The sequence below is a fragment of the Sulfitobacter dubius genome (assembly GCF_027214245.1).
Lineage (GTDB): Bacteria > Pseudomonadota > Alphaproteobacteria > Rhodobacterales > Rhodobacteraceae > Sulfitobacter > Sulfitobacter dubius_A.
This window is the reverse complement of the sequence record NZ_JAPWHM010000003.1, coordinates 75,708-91,555: the sequence shown is the minus strand read 5'-3', so window position 1 is coordinate 91,555 and position 15,848 is coordinate 75,708. Positions and strand designations below refer to the sequence as shown.

At 59.8% G+C, this 15,848-nt stretch carries 19 protein-coding genes and 1 tRNA gene; 13 read left to right on the top strand and 7 right to left on the bottom strand.

Translation table 11 applies throughout. The features are described 5' to 3' along the window. Window positions 1–55 precede the first annotated feature (55 nt). From O4H31_RS07490 to O4H31_RS07480, 3 genes are all read right to left on the bottom strand, one after another. Complete coding sequence (locus O4H31_RS07490) at window positions 56–469, bottom strand: c-type cytochrome (protein ID WP_269344381.1); 414 nt, start codon at window positions 467–469, stop codon at window positions 56–58. A gap of 29 nt (window positions 470–498) precedes the next feature. Further along, entirely contained in the window at window positions 499–1,353 is an 855-nt protein-coding gene (locus tag O4H31_RS07485; RefSeq protein ID WP_269344379.1) for a universal stress protein, read from the bottom strand. A 204-nt stretch (window positions 1,354–1,557) separates the two neighbouring features. Further along, window positions 1,558–1,647: transfer RNA gene (locus O4H31_RS07480), tRNA-Ser, on the bottom strand. Window positions 1,648–1,792: 145 nt separating this feature from the next. Here O4H31_RS07480 and O4H31_RS07475 point away from each other — a divergent pair. The 8 genes from O4H31_RS07475 to O4H31_RS07440 all read left to right on the top strand — a co-directional run bounded on the left by O4H31_RS07475 (window position 1,793) and on the right by O4H31_RS07440 (window position 8,908). Further along, the gene (locus tag O4H31_RS07475; protein WP_419723589.1) at window positions 1,793–2,635 is read left to right on the top strand and encodes a DUF2059 domain-containing protein; all 843 of its coding nucleotides are present in this window, start codon (window positions 1,793–1,795) and stop codon (window positions 2,633–2,635) included. Then, window positions 2,635–3,444, top strand: a complete 810-nt coding sequence (locus O4H31_RS07470) for a DUF2059 domain-containing protein (RefSeq protein WP_269344377.1) — start codon at window positions 2,635–2,637, stop codon at window positions 3,442–3,444. Before O4H31_RS07475 ends, O4H31_RS07470 begins: the two co-directional genes overlap by 1 nt. A gap of 205 nt (window positions 3,445–3,649) precedes the next feature. Then, window positions 3,650–4,336 (top strand): 50S ribosomal protein L21, encoded by a 687-nt coding sequence (locus tag O4H31_RS07465; protein WP_269344375.1) that lies wholly within the window; start codon window positions 3,650–3,652, stop codon window positions 4,334–4,336. A 12-nt stretch (window positions 4,337–4,348) separates the two neighbouring features. Then, entirely contained in the window at window positions 4,349–4,618 is a 270-nt protein-coding gene (gene rpmA / locus O4H31_RS07460; protein ID WP_007119633.1) for a 50S ribosomal protein L27, read from the top strand. Between the two features lie 295 nt (window positions 4,619–4,913). Further along, window positions 4,914–5,450 (top strand): GNAT family N-acetyltransferase, encoded by a 537-nt coding sequence (locus tag O4H31_RS07455; protein ID WP_132443717.1) that lies wholly within the window; start codon window positions 4,914–4,916, stop codon window positions 5,448–5,450. Between the two features lie 30 nt (window positions 5,451–5,480). Further along, window positions 5,481–6,515 carry a GTPase ObgE gene (obgE, locus tag O4H31_RS07450; RefSeq protein ID WP_067936061.1) on the top strand — a complete coding sequence of 345 codons (1,035 nt, stop codon included), beginning with the start codon at window positions 5,481–5,483 and terminating at the stop codon, window positions 6,513–6,515. Further along, window positions 6,503–7,609, top strand: coding sequence for a glutamate 5-kinase (gene proB / locus O4H31_RS07445; RefSeq protein ID WP_269344368.1), 1,107 nt, complete (start codon window positions 6,503–6,505; stop codon window positions 7,607–7,609). Before obgE ends, proB begins: the two co-directional genes overlap by 13 nt. A 33-nt stretch (window positions 7,610–7,642) precedes the next feature. Further along, complete coding sequence (locus tag O4H31_RS07440; protein WP_269344366.1) at window positions 7,643–8,908, top strand: glutamate-5-semialdehyde dehydrogenase; 1,266 nt, start codon at window positions 7,643–7,645, stop codon at window positions 8,906–8,908. A gap of 3 nt (window positions 8,909–8,911) precedes the next feature. Here the strand turns inward: O4H31_RS07440 and O4H31_RS07435 are convergent, their stop codons facing one another. Next, a complete protein-coding gene (locus O4H31_RS07435) occupies window positions 8,912–9,514 on the bottom strand; it encodes a histidine phosphotransferase family protein (RefSeq protein ID WP_269344363.1) in 603 nt (200 codons plus the stop codon). Between the two features lie 29 nt (window positions 9,515–9,543). Here O4H31_RS07435 and O4H31_RS07430 point away from each other — a divergent pair, with 29 nt between their 5' ends. From O4H31_RS07430 to tsf, 5 genes are all read left to right on the top strand, one after another. Next, entirely contained in the window at window positions 9,544–9,729 is a 186-nt protein-coding gene (locus O4H31_RS07430) for a DUF3553 domain-containing protein (protein WP_067262087.1), read from the top strand. A 148-nt stretch (window positions 9,730–9,877) separates the two neighbouring features. Further along, window positions 9,878–10,636 (top strand): GNAT family N-acetyltransferase, encoded by a 759-nt coding sequence (locus tag O4H31_RS07425; RefSeq protein WP_269344358.1) that lies wholly within the window; start codon window positions 9,878–9,880, stop codon window positions 10,634–10,636. Further along, the gene (locus O4H31_RS07420; protein ID WP_269344356.1) at window positions 10,633–11,469 is read left to right on the top strand and encodes a lysophospholipid acyltransferase family protein; all 837 of its coding nucleotides are present in this window, start codon (window positions 10,633–10,635) and stop codon (window positions 11,467–11,469) included. The genes O4H31_RS07425 and O4H31_RS07420 overlap by 4 nt, the downstream gene beginning before the upstream one ends. A gap of 155 nt (window positions 11,470–11,624) precedes the next feature. After that, complete coding sequence (gene rpsB, locus O4H31_RS07415; protein WP_259944300.1) at window positions 11,625–12,500, top strand: 30S ribosomal protein S2; 876 nt, start codon at window positions 11,625–11,627, stop codon at window positions 12,498–12,500. A gap of 98 nt (window positions 12,501–12,598) precedes the next feature. After that, window positions 12,599–13,474, top strand: coding sequence for a translation elongation factor Ts (gene tsf / locus O4H31_RS07410; protein WP_269344352.1), 876 nt, complete (start codon window positions 12,599–12,601; stop codon window positions 13,472–13,474). Window positions 13,475–13,781: 307 nt separating this feature from the next. Here the strand turns inward: tsf and O4H31_RS07405 are convergent, their stop codons facing one another. The 3 genes from O4H31_RS07405 to phoB form a co-directional block, all read right to left on the bottom strand. Further along, the gene (locus O4H31_RS07405) at window positions 13,782–14,537 is read right to left on the bottom strand and encodes a LuxR family transcriptional regulator (RefSeq protein ID WP_269344350.1); all 756 of its coding nucleotides are present in this window, start codon (window positions 14,535–14,537) and stop codon (window positions 13,782–13,784) included. Next, window positions 14,537–14,974 (bottom strand): type II 3-dehydroquinate dehydratase, encoded by a 438-nt coding sequence (gene aroQ / locus O4H31_RS07400; RefSeq protein WP_269344348.1) that lies wholly within the window; start codon window positions 14,972–14,974, stop codon window positions 14,537–14,539. Before aroQ ends, O4H31_RS07405 begins: the two co-directional genes overlap by 1 nt. A 183-nt stretch (window positions 14,975–15,157) precedes the next feature. Next, window positions 15,158–15,847, bottom strand: a complete 690-nt coding sequence (gene phoB, locus O4H31_RS07395) for a phosphate regulon transcriptional regulator PhoB (protein ID WP_093926199.1) — start codon at window positions 15,845–15,847, stop codon at window positions 15,158–15,160. Between the last annotated feature and the right edge of the window lies 1 nt (window position 15,848).

Here is a 15,848-nt window from a genome sequence, read left to right as displayed (position 1 = left end):
AATGGAGGGGGTGACACTCAGGGCCGCGGCGGTTGTATTCTACACTGCGCCGTCCCTACCACTGGATCGCTTCTAAATAAGCGAGCAGATTGGCGAAATCGGTTTCCAGCACTTCCCCATCCGCGCCGCCATTGGGGTAAACATGGCGCAGCCCAACGGCGGAAAAGTCGGGCATGGGGGAGGCAGGATCGTCTTTTGCAAGCTTGCCCATGACAAAGCGGCTGACAAATTCGCGTGGAAAATACCCGTCATTGCGCTGTTTCAGCCCAGCCAAGTCAGGCGGCACAACATCAAGCTGCAGCGACATCGGGCCAGCCCCTTCGCCCCGCACACCATGGCAGGCGGCGCATTCCTTTGCATAGACCCGCTGCCCTTCGCGGACCCGGTCGGCATCTTCGGAAGACCCGTCTGAACAGGCAGCGAGAAGGGCGCAAGACAGCCCGACAAAGGCGGTTAGACAAGGGTGCATGTGCAGCAGGTCCTTTGTATCAGTAGGCATTAGTGCGACAGAAGCACAGGGAAGGCGCTTTGTTCAATCAGGCTGCGGGTCGTGCCGCCAAAAACCTTTTCGCGCAGGCGGGAGTGGTCATAGGCCCCCATGACGATCAGTTCGGCGCCGGTTTCTTTGGCGCGCTTCACGATCGCGGTGGCGATGTCCTCTCCGCCGCTTGCGTATTGCTGAACTGCGACGTGGCACCCTTGGTGGGTCAACCATGCCGCGACATCTGTGCCGGGGTTTTCCCCGTCATAGGCAGAGATCGAGACCGGATCGAAGAGCGCCACGGTCACCTCCCGCGCGGCCCGCAGGCTTGGCAAAGCCGCCCGGATCGCCCGCGTGGCGGGGAGGCCCGCTTTCCATGCCACAAAGACCGATTGCGGGGCCAGAGCCGCTTGTGGGTTCGATATGTTCAGCAAGACGGGGGCAGCGGAATCGAACAGCGCGGCATGGACGATGTCTTCGAACAAGCGCGCGTCTTCGCGCAGGTCCGTCCCGACAAGCACCGCATCACAGGTCAGCCCCGCCCGCGCGACGGTGTTTCGTAGGGCCGTGTCTTCACCACAGACCGCGCGGACATCCGCGCTGGCACCTTGGTCGGTCAGATACTGCGAGAATTCCTTGCGCTGCTGTTCAACCGCGGCGCGGGCCTCATCCACATCCGATTGCCAGCCAGCGGGAAGGGAATAGGTGCTGAGCTCTCCCACGCCCATGGAATAGACCGGAACCAGAGCGGTTTCGCTGAGCAAAAGTACGATCAGATGGGCGCCATGTGTCTGCGCCTCGCGCGCGAGGGTCTCTAGCTGGTTGGGCCGGGCGTTGACCCCGAGAACGACTGTCAGTGTGGCATTTTGCATAGCGGCGCTCCTCATGTGACCGAGGCCAGTATGGGGCGGCGATGGGGAAGCTGCATTGATCTGGATCAATTGGAGGTGGAGGTGCTGTGCAGGGGCCTGCGAGGGGCTAGAACAGGCGCCTGCGCCTACTGGGGTTGAGCGATATTCAGCACATCGTCAACCATCATCGATCCGGGAAAAAAGTCACTACTCTCAAGGCGGTAGTGGCGGAGAGACAGGGATTCGAACCCTGGGAACCCGTGAAGGCTCAACGGTTTTCGAGACCGCCCCGTTCGACCACTCCGGCACCTCTCCGCGGGGGTCTGGGGGGTCCGTTTAGTCGCCTTTTCAGGCAGTGGCAAGAGGGGTTTTGCGCATCAAGGGAAAGTTTGGGGATTTTCATTGCGCCGGGGCTGGTACAGCCTAAGTTTAAAGGCAGAATTCCGCGAAAGGACAGCCCATGTTTCGCCAAAATAGATTGATCGCAGCCCCCTTCGTTATGGCGATGATGCTGCTTGTCGCCCTTGCCCTGCCGCTACGGGCGGCGGAGCGCGGCGCGTTGGAGCGGTTCTTGGAAGTAACCGGCTTTGACGTGGCTTTGGAGAGCATTCGTCTCTCAGCCGATTCCGCGCCCGAGATGCTGGGGCTGCAAAGCGAGGATTTCGGCTCGGAATGGTCGCGGCTGGTGCGGGATGTCTTTGACACCAAGTTGATGCACGGCATGGCGATGGATATCCTTTCGGAAACGCTGAGCGACGATCTGCTGGATCATGCCTCCGATTTCTATGCGAGCGATCTGGGCCAGCGTTTGGTGGCCGTAGAGAATAAGGCGCATATGGCCGAGGATGACGGGTTGAAGGCGGAAAGCGGTGCCGCGATAGTGGCGGGGCTTGAGCGCATTGGCTCGCCGCGATTGGAGACGCTGCGGCGTTTGAATGTCGCCAGCGATGTCGAAGAAATCTCGGTCCGGGCCATTCAAGAGGTGCAGATTCGCTTCCTTTTGGCCGCTGCGGGCGCCGGGGTGATCGAATTGCAGATGGAAGAGCCTGACCTGCGCGAAGCGATGCGCGCGCAGGCTGATGAACTGGGCGCTCAGATTGCCGCGAATGCCTTGGCCAATGCAGCCTACACCTATCAATCGTTCTCGGACGACGATCTGCTCGCCTATGCCGAAGCGCTGGAGCATCCCGAGATGCAGCAGGTTTATACGCTGATGAACGCCGTCCAATATGAGATCATGGCCAATCGGTTCGAGGCCGTGGCCACCCGGCTGGCGGCGATGCAGCCCAGTCAGGACCTCTGATGCGGGCTTCGGTATTTGTGCCACTCCTGTGGCTTTTGGCTTTGCCCGCTTGGGCCGATTCACGCATGACCGTGCTTGTCGATCTGTTGGAGCTTCGGCAAGCGGCGGTGATCCTCAGTGACGAGGGGCAGGCACATGCCGAGATGCTGAACCAAGACATGTTGGGCGGGCAGGGCGGTCCGGGTTGGCAGATGCAGGTCGAAAGCATCCATGACGCCGGAAGCATGGTCGAAATGGTGCGCCGGGCACTGGAAGAGACGATGACCTCTGCCGAAGTCGAGCAGGCGATCGACTTCTATTCAACGGAATTGGGCGGCCGGATCGTCGGGCTGGAGAACGCGGGCCGTGCCGCCATTGCCGAGCCAGAAGTGGAGCAGATCGCGCGGGCGCATTATGGCGTATTGGCCGGGGATCATGACCCACGGGTCGCTCTGATCTTCCGCTTGATCGATGCCGCCGATATGGTTGACCGCAATGTCAGCACGGCGCTCAACAGCAATTTCCAATTCCTGCGCGGAATGCGTGACGGTGGCGCCTTGGAAGACAGTGACGAAGACCTCTTGGCCGAGGTCGGCGCCGAGCTGGAGGCGGTAACCGAAGACACCTCTGTCTGGATGCACGCCTATCTGCTGCTGGCCTATCACCCCCTGCGCGACGCCGAGATTGCACAATATGCTCAATTTGCAGAGACAGGCGCCGGGCGTGCTCTTAACCGGGCGCTTTTCGACGGGTTTGGCCGGGCTTATGAGGATATCTCCTACGGGCTTGGGCGTGCTCTGGCCCTGAATATGGTGGCCGAAAGCCTGTGACGGGCGCAGAGAATTGAGCGTGAAAACCTACTTGACTTGTCCCGCCATTCCGAAGATAAGCCCGCATCCCGGCGGGTAATCCGTCTTAGGGATTGTTTTTTAATGACGCCCCATGGGCGCGCTGTTCGAGGCGGATCGGCCGGAAAGCCATCCACAAACTCCCAAGCGGGGGCCACAGAACGCGGATGACAGAAAAGGAAGACGCATGTTTGCGGTCATCAAGACAGGCGGCAAGCAATACAAAGTGCAATCCGGCGATATGCTGCGGGTTGAACGTATTGCGGCCAATGCTGGCGAAACAGTCCAGTTCAACGAAGTTCTGATGCTCGGCGGCGACAGCCCCGTGCTCGGCGCGCCCATGGTTAAAGACGCAGGCGTTCAGGCCGAAGTCGTTGATCAGATCAAAGGCGAAAAGGTTATCAACTTCGTCAAGCGCCGCCGAAAGCACTCTTCCAAGCGTACCAAGGGCCACCGTCAGAAGTTGACCCTGATCAAGATCACCGACATCCTCGCCTCCGGCGCAGAGAAGTCGGGCGTGTCTGCCGCTGTTGGCACCGGTTCCGTGAGCGCCGCTACTGTGGCTGCGATCACCGGCAAGACCGATGACGCCGCGCAGATCAGGAAAGCCAAGAAGGCAAAAGCCACCAAGGCTGCGCCGAAAGCCGAAAAAGCCGACAAAATGTCGGAAGCCGGCGCGGACGACCTGAAGGCGCTGAGCGGCGTCGGCCCCGCACTTGAGAAAAAGCTGCACGAAGCGGGTATCACCTCCTTCGCTCAAATCGCAGCATGGACCGAAGCGGATATCGCTGAAGTTGACGAGAAACTGTCTTTCAAAGGCCGTATCCAGCGTGAAGGCTGGGTCGATCAGGCCAAAGAAAAGACCAAAGGCTAAGGAGAGACCGAGATGGCACATAAAAAAGCAGGCGGTTCATCCCGTAACGGGCGCGACTCAGCTGGTCGTCGCCTTGGCGTTAAGAAATATGGCGGCGAAGCCGTTATCCCCGGCAACATCATCGTGCGTCAGCGCGGCACCAAGTTTTGGCCTGCCAACGGCGTTGGCATGGGCAAAGATCACACGATCTTTGCAACCGTCGACGGTGCTGTGACCTTCCACAAGGGTCTGAAAAACCGCACGTTTATTTCGGTTCTGCCACGCGCGGAGGCCGCTGAATAAGCCGTACCCCAAAGGGTTTGAAAAAATCAGGGATCGGCGATACCGCCGGTCCCTTTTCTTTTTCCGGGACACGTCCCATGCGTTTGTTTTTCAGTTCAAGGCTCGACGGTCTGTCAGATCGTTTTACCGTTCTTGGCGGGACAGGGCCGAATTTTGATAAAGTCGTTACATTCGGCAGGGAGGAATATGTCGAGTGTATCAACGCCCCGAAGCGCTGTTTGCGCCTCATCGGGGCAGGGGCGGCCAGCTTGGACCAAAGCCCCCAATCCAGTCTGTTCGGAGGAGGAACATGACGATGCAGTTGGAAGCGATTGTGAACCAACCGGTTATTGAGACAGAGCGTTTTGACCTACGTCCGGTGCGCCGGTCGGATATGGGTATGATTGAGATGTATGCCAGCGACCCGCGGGTCGCCAATGCGACATCCTCTATCCCACATCCGTTGCCGCCGGGCAGTGTCGAAGCCTATGTGACCCGCGCTATGTCGGATGACCGGGAAGAAGACGTCTGGGTCATGGATGGCACCCGCGCGGAGAGTTCCGAGGTCATGGGGGTGATCTCTCTCACCCGGCTCGACCGCAACCAGTCCGAAATCGGCTATTGGGTCGCCCCGGCGTTCTGGAACACCCATCTGGCCTCCGACGCGGTGCAGGCTTTGGTGGATGCCAACCCCTTGGGCAATGACGCGCTTTTTGCCTCTGTTTTCCATGACAACCCGGCCTCGGCCAAGGTGCTGACCAACGCAGGGTTTGTCTATCTCGGCGACGCGGAAACCTATTGCTTGGCCCGCGATGCTGCCGTACCCACATGGACCTATAGCTGCAAGCTCTAGCTCCGTTTCCCGCGCCTGAAAGGCAAGACCATGAAGTTTCTCGACCTGTGCAAAGTCTATATCCGATCCGGTGCCGGGGGCGGCGGCTGTGTGTCGTTCCGACGCGAGAAATACATCGAATATGGCGGTCCGGATGGCGGCGATGGCGGCACCGGCGGCTCAGTCTGGGCCGAGGCGGTGGATGGGCTGAACACCCTGATTGATTTTCGCTATCAGCAGCACTTCTTTGCCAAGAACGGGCAGCCCGGCATGGGCAAACAGCGCACCGGCAAGGATGGCGATGACATCATCCTGCGTGTGCCCGTCGGCACGGAGATCCTCGACGAGGATCAAGAAACGGTCATCGCGGACCTGACAGAGCTGGGCCAGCGCGTCCAGCTAGCGCGTGGTGGCAATGGCGGCTGGGGCAACCTGCACTTCAAATCCGCCACCAACCAAGCGCCGCGCCGCTCAAACCCGGGCCAAGAGGGCGTCGACCGTACGCTCTGGCTGCGGCTCAAGCTGATCGCCGATGTGGGGCTTTTGGGTCTGCCGAACGCGGGTAAGTCGACCTTCCTCGCCACGACATCGAACGCGCGGCCAAAGATTGCGGATTACCCTTTCACCACGCTGCACCCGAACCTTGGGGTGGTTGGTGTGGATAACACAGAATTCGTCGTAGCCGATATTCCCGGTCTTATCGAAGGCGCTTCCGAAGGGCGCGGGCTGGGCGATCTGTTCCTCGGCCATGTCGAGCGTTGCGCGGTGTTGCTACACCTGATCGACGGCACGTCCGAGACTGTGGCGGAAGATTACCATACCATCATCGGCGAGCTGGAAGCCTATGGCGGCGATCTGGCGGAAAAGCCGCGCGTCACGGTGTTGAATAAAGTTGATGCGCTGGATGAAGAAGAGCGGGCAAGTCGTTTGAGTGACTTAGAAAAAGCTTGCGGCGGCGAGGTGATGATGATGTCCAGTGTCGCCGGTGAAGGCGTGACCGAAGTGTTGCGGACCCTACGCCAAAACATCGATGACGACCGCCTGCGCTTCCGCACCACCGAGGAAGACACGCCTTGGCAACCCTAAGCACCGCCCGCCGTGTCGTTATCAAGATCGGCTCCGCCCTTTTGGTGGACCGCGAGAGCGGCAATTTGCGCTGGGACTGGCTGACCGGATTGGCGCAAGATGTGTTGTGGCTCAAAGGGTTGGGCTGCGACGTTGTACTGGTTTCCTCGGGCTCCATTGCACTTGGACGGGGTGTCTTGGGCCTCCCGCCGACTGTCTTGGCGCTGGAACAGGCACAGGCGGCGGCGGCTGTCGGGCAAATCCGCCTCGCGCGGGCTTACGAAGAGGTGCTCGCCCCCCATGGCATCACGACCGCGCAAGTCTTGGTCACGCTGGAAGACAGTGCCAACCGTCGCCGATACCTCAACAGCCGCGCTACGCTGGAGCAGTTGCTTTCGCTCGGCGTCGTGCCGATTGTGAATGAGAATGACACGGTCGCGACCGATGAAATCCGCTTTGGCGATAACGATCGTCTCGCGGCGCAGATCGCGGTGACAGTGGGGGCGGACCAGTTGATCTTGCTTTCCGATGTGGATGGGTTCTACAGCGCTAATCCTTCGCAGGATCCGACTGCGCAACGCTATGAGGTGATCGACAGCATCACGCCCGAGATTGAGGCGATGGCGGGCGATGCCGGGTCGGGTTTGTCCAAGGGTGGCATGAAAACCAAACTGATGGCTGCGCGCACGGCGACGGCGGCGGGCTGCGCGATGGCGATCACCGATGGTTTCGTCATGCGGCCGCTGACTGCGCTTGAAGGTGGGGCGAATGCCACATGGTTCAGCGCGCAGAGCGATCCGCAGGCCGCGCGCAAACGTTGGATCGCCGCGATGAAACCGCGCGGGGCGGTCACAGTGGACGCTGGCGCGGTCGCGGCCCTGGCGCGGGGCACATCGCTGTTGCCCGCGGGGGTGACGGCCGTCGAAGGCCGTTTTGAGCGCGGTGACAGCATCGCCATGTACGACCCGGCGGGGCATGCCGTGGGCCATGGTCTCAGCCGCTATTCCGCCGAAGAGATCGGGCAGATCAAGGGCCGCAAAAGCGCAGAGATCGAGGCCCTGCTGGGCTATCCCGGGCGGGCGGCTTTGATTCACCGGGACGACATGGCGCTCTAGGCGCGCGGAAGATTAAGACAGGGGCATAAGGCTATGAGTGACATCGAAAATATCTCTGAATTGATGGCCGATATCGGGGCCCGCGCCCGCGCCGCAGCAGCGCGTCTGGCAAGCGCCACGGCAGAGCGTAAACATGCCGCATTGATCAGCGCCGCCGATGCCGTTTGGAAGAACCGGGCCGAGATCATCGCCGCCAATGCACAGGACCTCGACTTTGGTCGCGATAAGGGTCTGTCTGATGCGATGATGGACCGGCTGATGCTGGACGAGGACCGCATTCGCGGCATGGTCGACGGGCTGCGCTCGGTCGCGGAACAGGCCGACCCGGTGGGAGAGATCATCGCCGAATGGGACCAGCCTTCGGGGCTAAACATCCAGCGTGTTCGGACCCCGCTCGGCGTGATCGGCGTGATCTATGAATCGCGTCCGAATGTAACGGCAGACGCGGGTGCGCTTTGCCTCAAGGCCGGTAACGCGGTGATCCTCCGCGGCGGGTCTGAGAGCTTTCATTCTTCGCGCGCCATACACGCCTGCCTGCAACAGGGGTTGCGGGATGCGGGCATGCCCGAAGATGCGGTGCAACTGGTGCCGACACGCGACCGGGCGGCGGTGCGTGAAATGCTAACCATGACCGATACCATCGACGTGATCGTGCCACGGGGTGGCAAGGGACTCGTCGGGCTGGTGCAGCGTGAGGCGCGCGTGCCGGTTTTTGCCCATCTCGAAGGGATCGTGCATATTTATATCGACGCCGAGGCCGACCCTGAGAAAGCGCTGAAGGTCGTGCTGAACGCCAAGACGCGGCGCACGGGCATCTGCGGCGCGGCGGAGTGTTTGCTGATCCATGAGGATATCGCAAAGACCATTGGCAAAGGTGTGATCCGGGCCTTGATCGATGCCGGTGTCGAAGTGCGCGCCGATGCGGCACTGCAGGATATCCCCGGCACGGTTCCGGCCAGCGAGACGGATTGGGGGCAAGAGTACCTGGACATGATCGTGGCGGCGCGCGTCGTGCCCGATGTTCAGGCCGCCATGGCCCATATCCGCCAGTACGGGTCGGGCCATACAGATTGCATCCTGACCGAAAATACTGAGACTGCGACGGAATTCTTCAGCGGGTTGGACTCGGCGATCTTGATGCATAACGCCTCCACTCAATTCGCGGATGGGGGGGAGTTTGGCATGGGTGCGGAGATCGGCATCGCCACTGGCAAGCTGCACGCCCGCGGCCCTGTCGGGGCGGCGCAATTGACGAGCTTCAAGTACCTTGTTCGGGGCGCGGGAACGGTACGCGGCTGACCCTTAGAAAAACAGGGTGAGGACCGTGTCAGCGCTGTCGACTGTGATTTCTTTCCGCTGCGCTTGGGCCAGAATTGGTAAGAGCGCGAATTGGACCTGTGCGGGTTGTAGCGACTGGTCTGGATTCGGTTGAGACAATAGCGCCCAAAGTCCGGGGTCGATCGCGATCTTATCGGCTTCGGCATGCAGACGCCATTGGCCAGCCTCTTCGGTAATGGTGATCCGCCCGCCATGGTGCAAAGCCGTCTCCATACAAAGCAGCGACAGGAACGCCATTCGCACGCAGTTGCGCGATTGTGGGCTTGTGATCTGCCAGTCAATCTCAACCCGTGAGGCGGTATAAAGATCGCGCAGGATCGATGTCACCTCATTCTGGCCCATGGTCTGATCGCCAGCGGCCCCAAAAGCGATGCGGAAAAACCGGATACGGGCCGAGGCGCTTTCGACACTTTGGCCGATCAGGGCAAGCTCTGGCCCCGGCGCGGCCCCGGTGCCAGCCATTTCGAGCAGTTCAAGCCCGTTGTTGATGGCGCCGATTGGCGATATCAAGTCGTGGCAGATGCGGCTGCCGATCAGCGCGGGCAGGTCGATGTTAAATTGGTCCATGGTGGCCCCTTAGGATGATTGGAAACGGCATGGATGATCTGAACGCGCTGCTGACGCCGGGCATGCTGGTCATGCACCCGCAGCATCCCGAATGGGGCACGGGCCAAGTGCAAAGCAACATCGGCGGTAAGGTGACGGTCAACTTTCGTGACCAGGGTAAGGTGGTCATAGATAGCTTTCGTTTGGAATTAATGCCGGTCTTTGATGAGGGATGACCCTTTCCAAATCCTTAATGGTGGAAGAAATTTTCTTTTAAGCAACCAGAGGGAGAGTAACCGGTTTTCGCTTTCCTTGCAACTGTTGCGCCTTGCCAGCCGATTGCCTATCAGGCGAAGACTTTCATTTCGGGCATAGGATTGGCCGATGCCGCGGGGCGTTGCAGCAGATTTTCAGGTCAGACTGGCGCAGACGGACGCTGATGTGCAGGCCGCGCAGCGGCTCCGCTATGATGTCTTCGTGCGAGAGCTGGGCGGCGGCGGGCAGATGGTGGATCACACCGCCGGGCTGGAGCAAGACCGGTTCGACCCTTACTTCGATCATCTGCTTTTGACGGATCTGCGCAATGGCAAGCTTGCGGGCGTTTACCGGGTGATGCGTGGGGATATGGCTGCACGGGCAGGTGGATTCTATTCCGAGACGGAATACGATCTGACGCCGCTAAAGAATTCGGGACGTAAGCTATTGGAATTGGGGCGGTCTTGCCTTGATCCTGCCTATCGCGGTGGCACGGCGATGCACCACCTTTGGGCCGCGCTCGGGCGCTATGTCGCCGAGCATGAGATTGAGGTTCTGTTCGGCGTGGCAAGTTTTCACGGCACCGATACGGCCGCCTTGGCCGAACCGCTTTCGCTGTTGCATCACCGGCACTTGGCGCCCGCAGACCTGCGCGTGCGCGCCCGTGAATTCAGCCCCATGGACTTGATCGCTGAGGCCGAGCTTGACCGGCGCAAGGCCATGCTGGCCGTGCCGAGCCTGATCAAAGCCTATCTCCGGCTGGGCGGCACCGTGGGCGAGGGGGCCTATATCGACCGTGCCTTCAACACCACAGATGTCTGCCTGATCCTAGACACGAAACAGATGAGCGCGCGTCAGGTGCGGTTCTATGGCGGAGGCGCAGGATGACCACGACTTGGGACAGTGACCAGCCACCGCCCAAGCGGCACCTGACCCTTGGGGGAATGCTGCGCGTGGCGCTTCGTGGTGTGCTCTTGGCGCTTTTGGTCTTTGGTGGGCTGGTGGTCTTGCTGCTGTTGCGGCTGATCGAGCGGCCAATTTTCGGCCTGCACCGACCCATTACGCCCCATATCACGCAAATGGTATGCCGAGCCGCTTTCTGGGTGCTTGGCATGCGCTTTGTCAGACGGGGCACCCCGATGGAGCGGCGCGGCGCGGTGGTGGCCAACCATACGTCGTGGCTGGATATTTTCGCGCTGAACGCGGCCAAGCGGATCTATTTCGTCTCCAAATCCGAAGTCGCGGGCTGGCCCGGCATCGGCTGGTTGGCGCGGGCGACGGGGACGGTCTTTATCCGCCGCGACCGGGCCGAAGCGCGCAGCCAGACAGAGGTTTTTCGGACACGGCTGTTGGCGGGGCATAAGCTGCTGTTCTTCCCCGAAGGCACCAGCACCGACGGGCTGCAAGTGCTGCCCTTCAAAACAACGCTTTTTGAAGCTTTTTTTGACCCGGCCTTGCGTGAAGAGATCGCGGTTCAGCCGGTGAGTGTGATCTATCATGCGCCGCAGGGCGAAGACCCGCGGTTTTATGGATGGTGGGGGGATATGTCCTTTGGGGCGCATCTGCTGACGACGCTCGCTGCGCGAAAACAGGGTGCGGTCGAGGTGGTCTATCACCCGCCGTTGCCAGTGGCCGATTTCGCGGGGCGCAAGGCGCTGGCGCAGCATTGCGAGGCGATCGTGCGGGCAGGGCATGCTGATCCCCGGTCGGGCCTGCAATAAGCCCCTTGCGCTGCGGCGCGCGCTGGCATATACGCGCCCCACTTGAACCCGCAGTCGGGGTTGGGCCTTTTGGGGAGAAATCCCAAAACGTCCGCCGGTTGGCAGCATGACGCTGTCATACCCCCGATGAGGCTAAACCGGAAAGGTATAAAGACATGGCTCTTCCTGAGTTCTCCATGCGCCAACTGCTTGAAGCAGGCGTACACTTTGGTCACCAGACACAGCGCTGGAACCCCCGCATGGGCCCGTACATCTACGGCGCACGCAACGGCATCCACATCATGGACCTCACGCAAACCGTTCCTATGCTGGACGATGCGCTGAAAGTGATCCGTGACACCGTCGCCAAAGGCGGCAGCGTTCTCTTCGTTGGCACCAAGCGTCAGGCTGCTCAGCCGATCGCCGAAGCCGCAGAGAAATGCGCACAGTATTACATGAACCACCGTTGGCTCGGCGGCACGCTGACCAACTGGCAGACCGTTTCGCAGTCGATCAACCGTCTGAAAAACATCGATGAGCAGTCCGAGCGCGGCTTTGAAGGCCTGACCAAGAAAGAGCGTCTTGGTATGGAGCGCGACCAGTACAAACTGGAAGCATCGCTGGGTGGCATCCGCGAAATGGGCGGTCGTCCTGACCTGCTCTTCGTCATCGACGTGAAAAAAGAAGCACTGGCCATCGCCGAAGCCAACAAACTGGGTATCCCAGTTGTGGCCGTGGTTGACACCAACTGCTCGCCCGACGGCGTTGACTACATCATCCCCGGCAACGACGACGCGGCCCGCGCCATCTCGCTTTATTGCGATCTGGCATCGCGCGCTGCTCTCGACGGCATGTCCGCTCAGTTGGGCGCGGCAGGCGTTGATCTGGGCGCCATGGAAGAAGCCCCCGAAGAAGAAGCCGTAAGCGAAGAAAGCACCGGCGTCGAAATCGGCAACGCTTCGGAAGAAACTCTGCATGACGATGCCATGGGCAAAGACGCACCGCTGGACATCGAATCCAAGAAAGAGACCGTCGCAAAAGCCGAAGGCTAAGCGTCACGGACCTGAAACACGGGGCAGGGTAACCTACCCCGATTTCCACCAGTAGCGGGCCCTGGGCCTGCACCCGATTTCCAAAGGAGAACCAAGAGATGGCAATCACAGCATCCATGGTCAAGGAACTGCGCGACAGCACCGGCGCAGGCATGATGGACGCCAAAAAGGCACTGACAGAAAGCAACGGCGACATGGAAGCCGCCGTTGACTGGCTGCGCACCAAAGGTCTGGCCAAAGCGGCGAAGAAATCCGGCCGTACCGCAGCCGAAGGTCTTGTGGCTGTTAAGGTCGAAGGCAGCCGCGGTGTCGCGGTTGAGGTGAACTCCGAAACCGACTTCGTCGGCAAGAACGCCGAATTCCAATCCATGGTCAGCAACATCGCCGATGCAGCGCTGAAAGTGAACGATGTCGACGCGCTGAAAGCGGCTGAGATCAATGGCAAATCCGTTGAAACCACGCTGACCGACGCCATCGCCAAAATCGGCGAGAACATGTCGCTGCGCCGGATGCAGAGCATCGAAGGCGAGACCGTTGTCTCTTACGTGCACAACGCAGCCGCGCCCGGCATGGGCAAGATCGGTGTTCTGGTCGCCATGAACGGTGGCAACGAAGAGCTGGGCAAGCAGATCGCGATGCACATCGCCGCTGTGAACCCCGCGTCGCTGTCCGAAGCTGATCTGGACCCAGCCGTGGTCGAGAAAGAAAAGCAAGTTCAGATGGACATCGCCCGTGAAAGCGGCAAGCCCGAAGCCGTGATCGAGAAAATGATCGCTGGTCGGATGCAGAAGTACATGTCCGAAGTGACGCTGGTGAACCAGTCCTTCGTTGTGAACCCTGACCTGACCGTCGGCAAAGCTGCCGAAGAAGCAGGCGCGACCATCACCGGTTTCGTGCGTCTGGAAGTTGGCGAAGGCATCGAAGTCGTCAAAGAAGACTTCGCAGCAGAAGTAGCAAAAGCCGCGAAAGGCTAAGCCTTGTCGTCATGATGAATAAGGGGCGGTGCATTCCGATGCGCCGCCCTTTTGCGTTGGAGGGATACGCATGGCGGCGATGCCAAGGCGCAGCGGGGGGGCCGTGAACGAAGAGTATCTGGGGAAGGGTAGGGATCCGGTCAGCCAGGTGAAAAATAAACCTGACTGAGACCGGCGGGCCCAAAAGCGCCTTGGTATTACAAGGATTTAAAGCCCGTCGTACCGTTGATGCGAACACCCGCGATACTGGCGGACCATGGCCATCTACTACCTGAGGTGCCAGTAAGGTATTCCATACCCTAATATATTACTGATCCATCACAAACATCTGGTTCGCAAAAGCGGCCTTTAACACCGCCTGAGCTGTCGTCTCAACCGACAGCGCTTCTCGAGCGAGGCGAAGGTGCTTTTCGACGGTGGGGGCTGTCAGACCCATCAACAGAGCGATGTCCTGCGTTGTTTTGCCATCTCCGACCCATTGCAGCACTTCTAGCTGGCGCCGCGTAAGGCTTCGGTTGGGGCTGCTATAGGGCAGGGACAGGATCTTTAGATGCGCGATTTCATTCATCAACTGAATGTCGGCGCCATGCTCGTCCCAGATAGCATCGACCTCGTCTTGGGTCAGGCCACGCCGCGCCGTCAAGGCGATCGCGCCTTTGGACCGCGCCGAGATTGAGCGGAAACTGATCGTGTAGCCCGCGGTCACCTCCATCCGCGCGTTGAAGTCAATCACCCGTTTTTCAGACTCTGACAGGTCATCGCCATGCGTGATCTCGGGCAGGGCGCCCCAGCTACAAGCGCCTTCGTTGTTCAGCGCCCATCGCAGCATAGGTGCGTTGAAGTACAGCCCGCTGTGCAGATAGCCGTTAAGATACTCCGGGCTTTGATTGCTCAGAATGACAAAATCCGCCGGATCCCCTAGCGATGTCGGTGTTCGGTAGCGCGTAAACCCGTAGATCAGCCGGTCAAACCCATAGTCAGCCATCTGTCGTGTATGGGCATCCCAGAGTTCTTCGATTGTCGGGCTATGCGCGATTTGATGAAGATAATCGCGCAGATTCATTAGCTTACAATACGACGTTGAAGGGCTTGGATGGCCAAAACATAGCCGTGTACACCGAAACCGCAGATTTGTCCGATGGCCACAGGGGCGATGTAGGAGGTATGGCGAAAGCTCTCACGGGCATGGATATTGCTCAAATGCACTTCGACCACAGGCAGCTCGACAGAGGCGATGGCATCCATCAGAGCGATCGACGTGTGGGTAAAGGCGCCAGCATTTAGAATGATACCAGCATGTTGGCCACGGGCCTCATGGATCAAATCGATCAACGCGCCTTCATGGTTGGACTGCGCAAACTGCATCTCCAAGTCCAGCCGTGCAGCTTCTGCCGCGCAGAGAGCCTCGACATCCGCCAAGGTCGTCTTGCCATAGACCTCAGGCTGTCGTGTACCCAACAGGTTCAGGTTCGGGCCGTTTAAAATAAGTACAGAGGCCATAATCACTCGCTTTAAAACATCTAGATAGTGTTAGCGGAGCGAAACTGGCGCTGTCCAGCGTCAGGTGGCATTGAGGTGCTACTGTGGCGAGAAGATCGCAACAACGGGGCCAATACCGCAATATGTAAAACTCATAATCAGTATTATGTAAATAAATCGCGTCCTAAGGGTGAACCAATTGCCTTAGCCTAAAGCATAACCCGCGCCCCGTACGGTACGGATCGGATCACCGCCACCTTCACGGGTTAACGCCTTGCGAAGTCGTGCAATGTGAACGTCCACAGTGCGCGTATCGACATAGATATCGCGGCCCCAAACGTGGTCGAGCAATTGATCGCGGCTGAACACGCGGCCGGGTTTCTCAAGCAGCGTTGTCAGCAGCCGGTATTCCGTTGGCCCCAGTTTCAGCTCGCTGCCCGCACGGCTTACACGGTGACGCTCCGGGTCAAGCTGGATGTCATCAAAGCTGAGCAGCGCGCCTGCGGCTGCCGGTCGTGTCCGCCGCAACTGCGTACGGACCCGCGCCATGAGTTCGCGCAGATTGTATGGCTTGATCACATAGTCGTCCGCGCCGGTCTCAAGACCCCGCACGGTGTCCACTTCCTCGGAGCGCGCCGAGAGCATGATGACCGGGATATGCCGGGTGCTTTCCCGCGACTTCAACTGGCGGCAGACTTCGATGCCGCTCATCAAGGGCATCATCCAATCGAGGATCACCAGATCAGGTGCGGCCTCTGACACCAGCAGCATGGCTTCTTCACCATCCTCGGCGCGCCGTACCTCAAAGCCTTCGGCTTCGAGGTTGTAGGCCAATACCTCACGTTGCGCGGGTTCGTCTTCTACCAGCAAAACCTGTGGCCGGGTCACGTCCATG

What these genes read in the sequence shown, in the direction of transcription:
- O4H31_RS07490 (WP_269344381.1), bottom strand. Translation starts at nt 469, where the DNA reads ATGCACCCTTGTCTAACCGCCTTTGTCGGGCTGTCTTGCGCCCTTCTC.
- O4H31_RS07485 (WP_269344379.1), bottom strand. Translation starts at nt 1,353, where the DNA reads ATGCAAAATGCCACACTGACAGTCGTTCTCGGGGTCAACGCCCGGCCC.
- O4H31_RS07475 (WP_419723589.1), top strand. Translation starts at nt 1,793, where the DNA reads ATGTTTCGCCAAAATAGATTGATCGCAGCCCCCTTCGTTATGGCGATG.
- O4H31_RS07470 (WP_269344377.1), top strand. Translation starts at nt 2,635, where the DNA reads ATGCGGGCTTCGGTATTTGTGCCACTCCTGTGGCTTTTGGCTTTGCCC.
- O4H31_RS07465 (WP_269344375.1), top strand. Translation starts at nt 3,650, where the DNA reads ATGTTTGCGGTCATCAAGACAGGCGGCAAGCAATACAAAGTGCAATCC.
- rpmA (WP_007119633.1), top strand. Translation starts at nt 4,349, where the DNA reads ATGGCACATAAAAAAGCAGGCGGTTCATCCCGTAACGGGCGCGACTCA.
- O4H31_RS07455 (WP_132443717.1), top strand. Translation starts at nt 4,914, where the DNA reads ATGCAGTTGGAAGCGATTGTGAACCAACCGGTTATTGAGACAGAGCGT.
- obgE (WP_067936061.1), top strand. Translation starts at nt 5,481, where the DNA reads ATGAAGTTTCTCGACCTGTGCAAAGTCTATATCCGATCCGGTGCCGGG.
- O4H31_RS07440 (WP_269344366.1), top strand. Translation starts at nt 7,643, where the DNA reads ATGAGTGACATCGAAAATATCTCTGAATTGATGGCCGATATCGGGGCC.
- O4H31_RS07435 (WP_269344363.1), bottom strand. Translation starts at nt 9,514, where the DNA reads ATGGACCAATTTAACATCGACCTGCCCGCGCTGATCGGCAGCCGCATC.
- O4H31_RS07430 (WP_067262087.1), top strand. Translation starts at nt 9,544, where the DNA reads ATGGATGATCTGAACGCGCTGCTGACGCCGGGCATGCTGGTCATGCAC.
- O4H31_RS07425 (WP_269344358.1), top strand. Translation starts at nt 9,878, where the DNA reads ATGCCGCGGGGCGTTGCAGCAGATTTTCAGGTCAGACTGGCGCAGACG.
- O4H31_RS07420 (WP_269344356.1), top strand. Translation starts at nt 10,633, where the DNA reads ATGACCACGACTTGGGACAGTGACCAGCCACCGCCCAAGCGGCACCTG.
- rpsB (WP_259944300.1), top strand. Translation starts at nt 11,625, where the DNA reads ATGGCTCTTCCTGAGTTCTCCATGCGCCAACTGCTTGAAGCAGGCGTA.
- tsf (WP_269344352.1), top strand. Translation starts at nt 12,599, where the DNA reads ATGGCAATCACAGCATCCATGGTCAAGGAACTGCGCGACAGCACCGGC.
- O4H31_RS07405 (WP_269344350.1), bottom strand. Translation starts at nt 14,537, where the DNA reads ATGAATCTGCGCGATTATCTTCATCAAATCGCGCATAGCCCGACAATC.
- aroQ (WP_269344348.1), bottom strand. Translation starts at nt 14,974, where the DNA reads ATGGCCTCTGTACTTATTTTAAACGGCCCGAACCTGAACCTGTTGGGT.
- phoB (WP_093926199.1), bottom strand. Translation starts at nt 15,847, where the DNA reads ATGGACGTGACCCGGCCACAGGTTTTGCTGGTAGAAGACGAACCCGCG.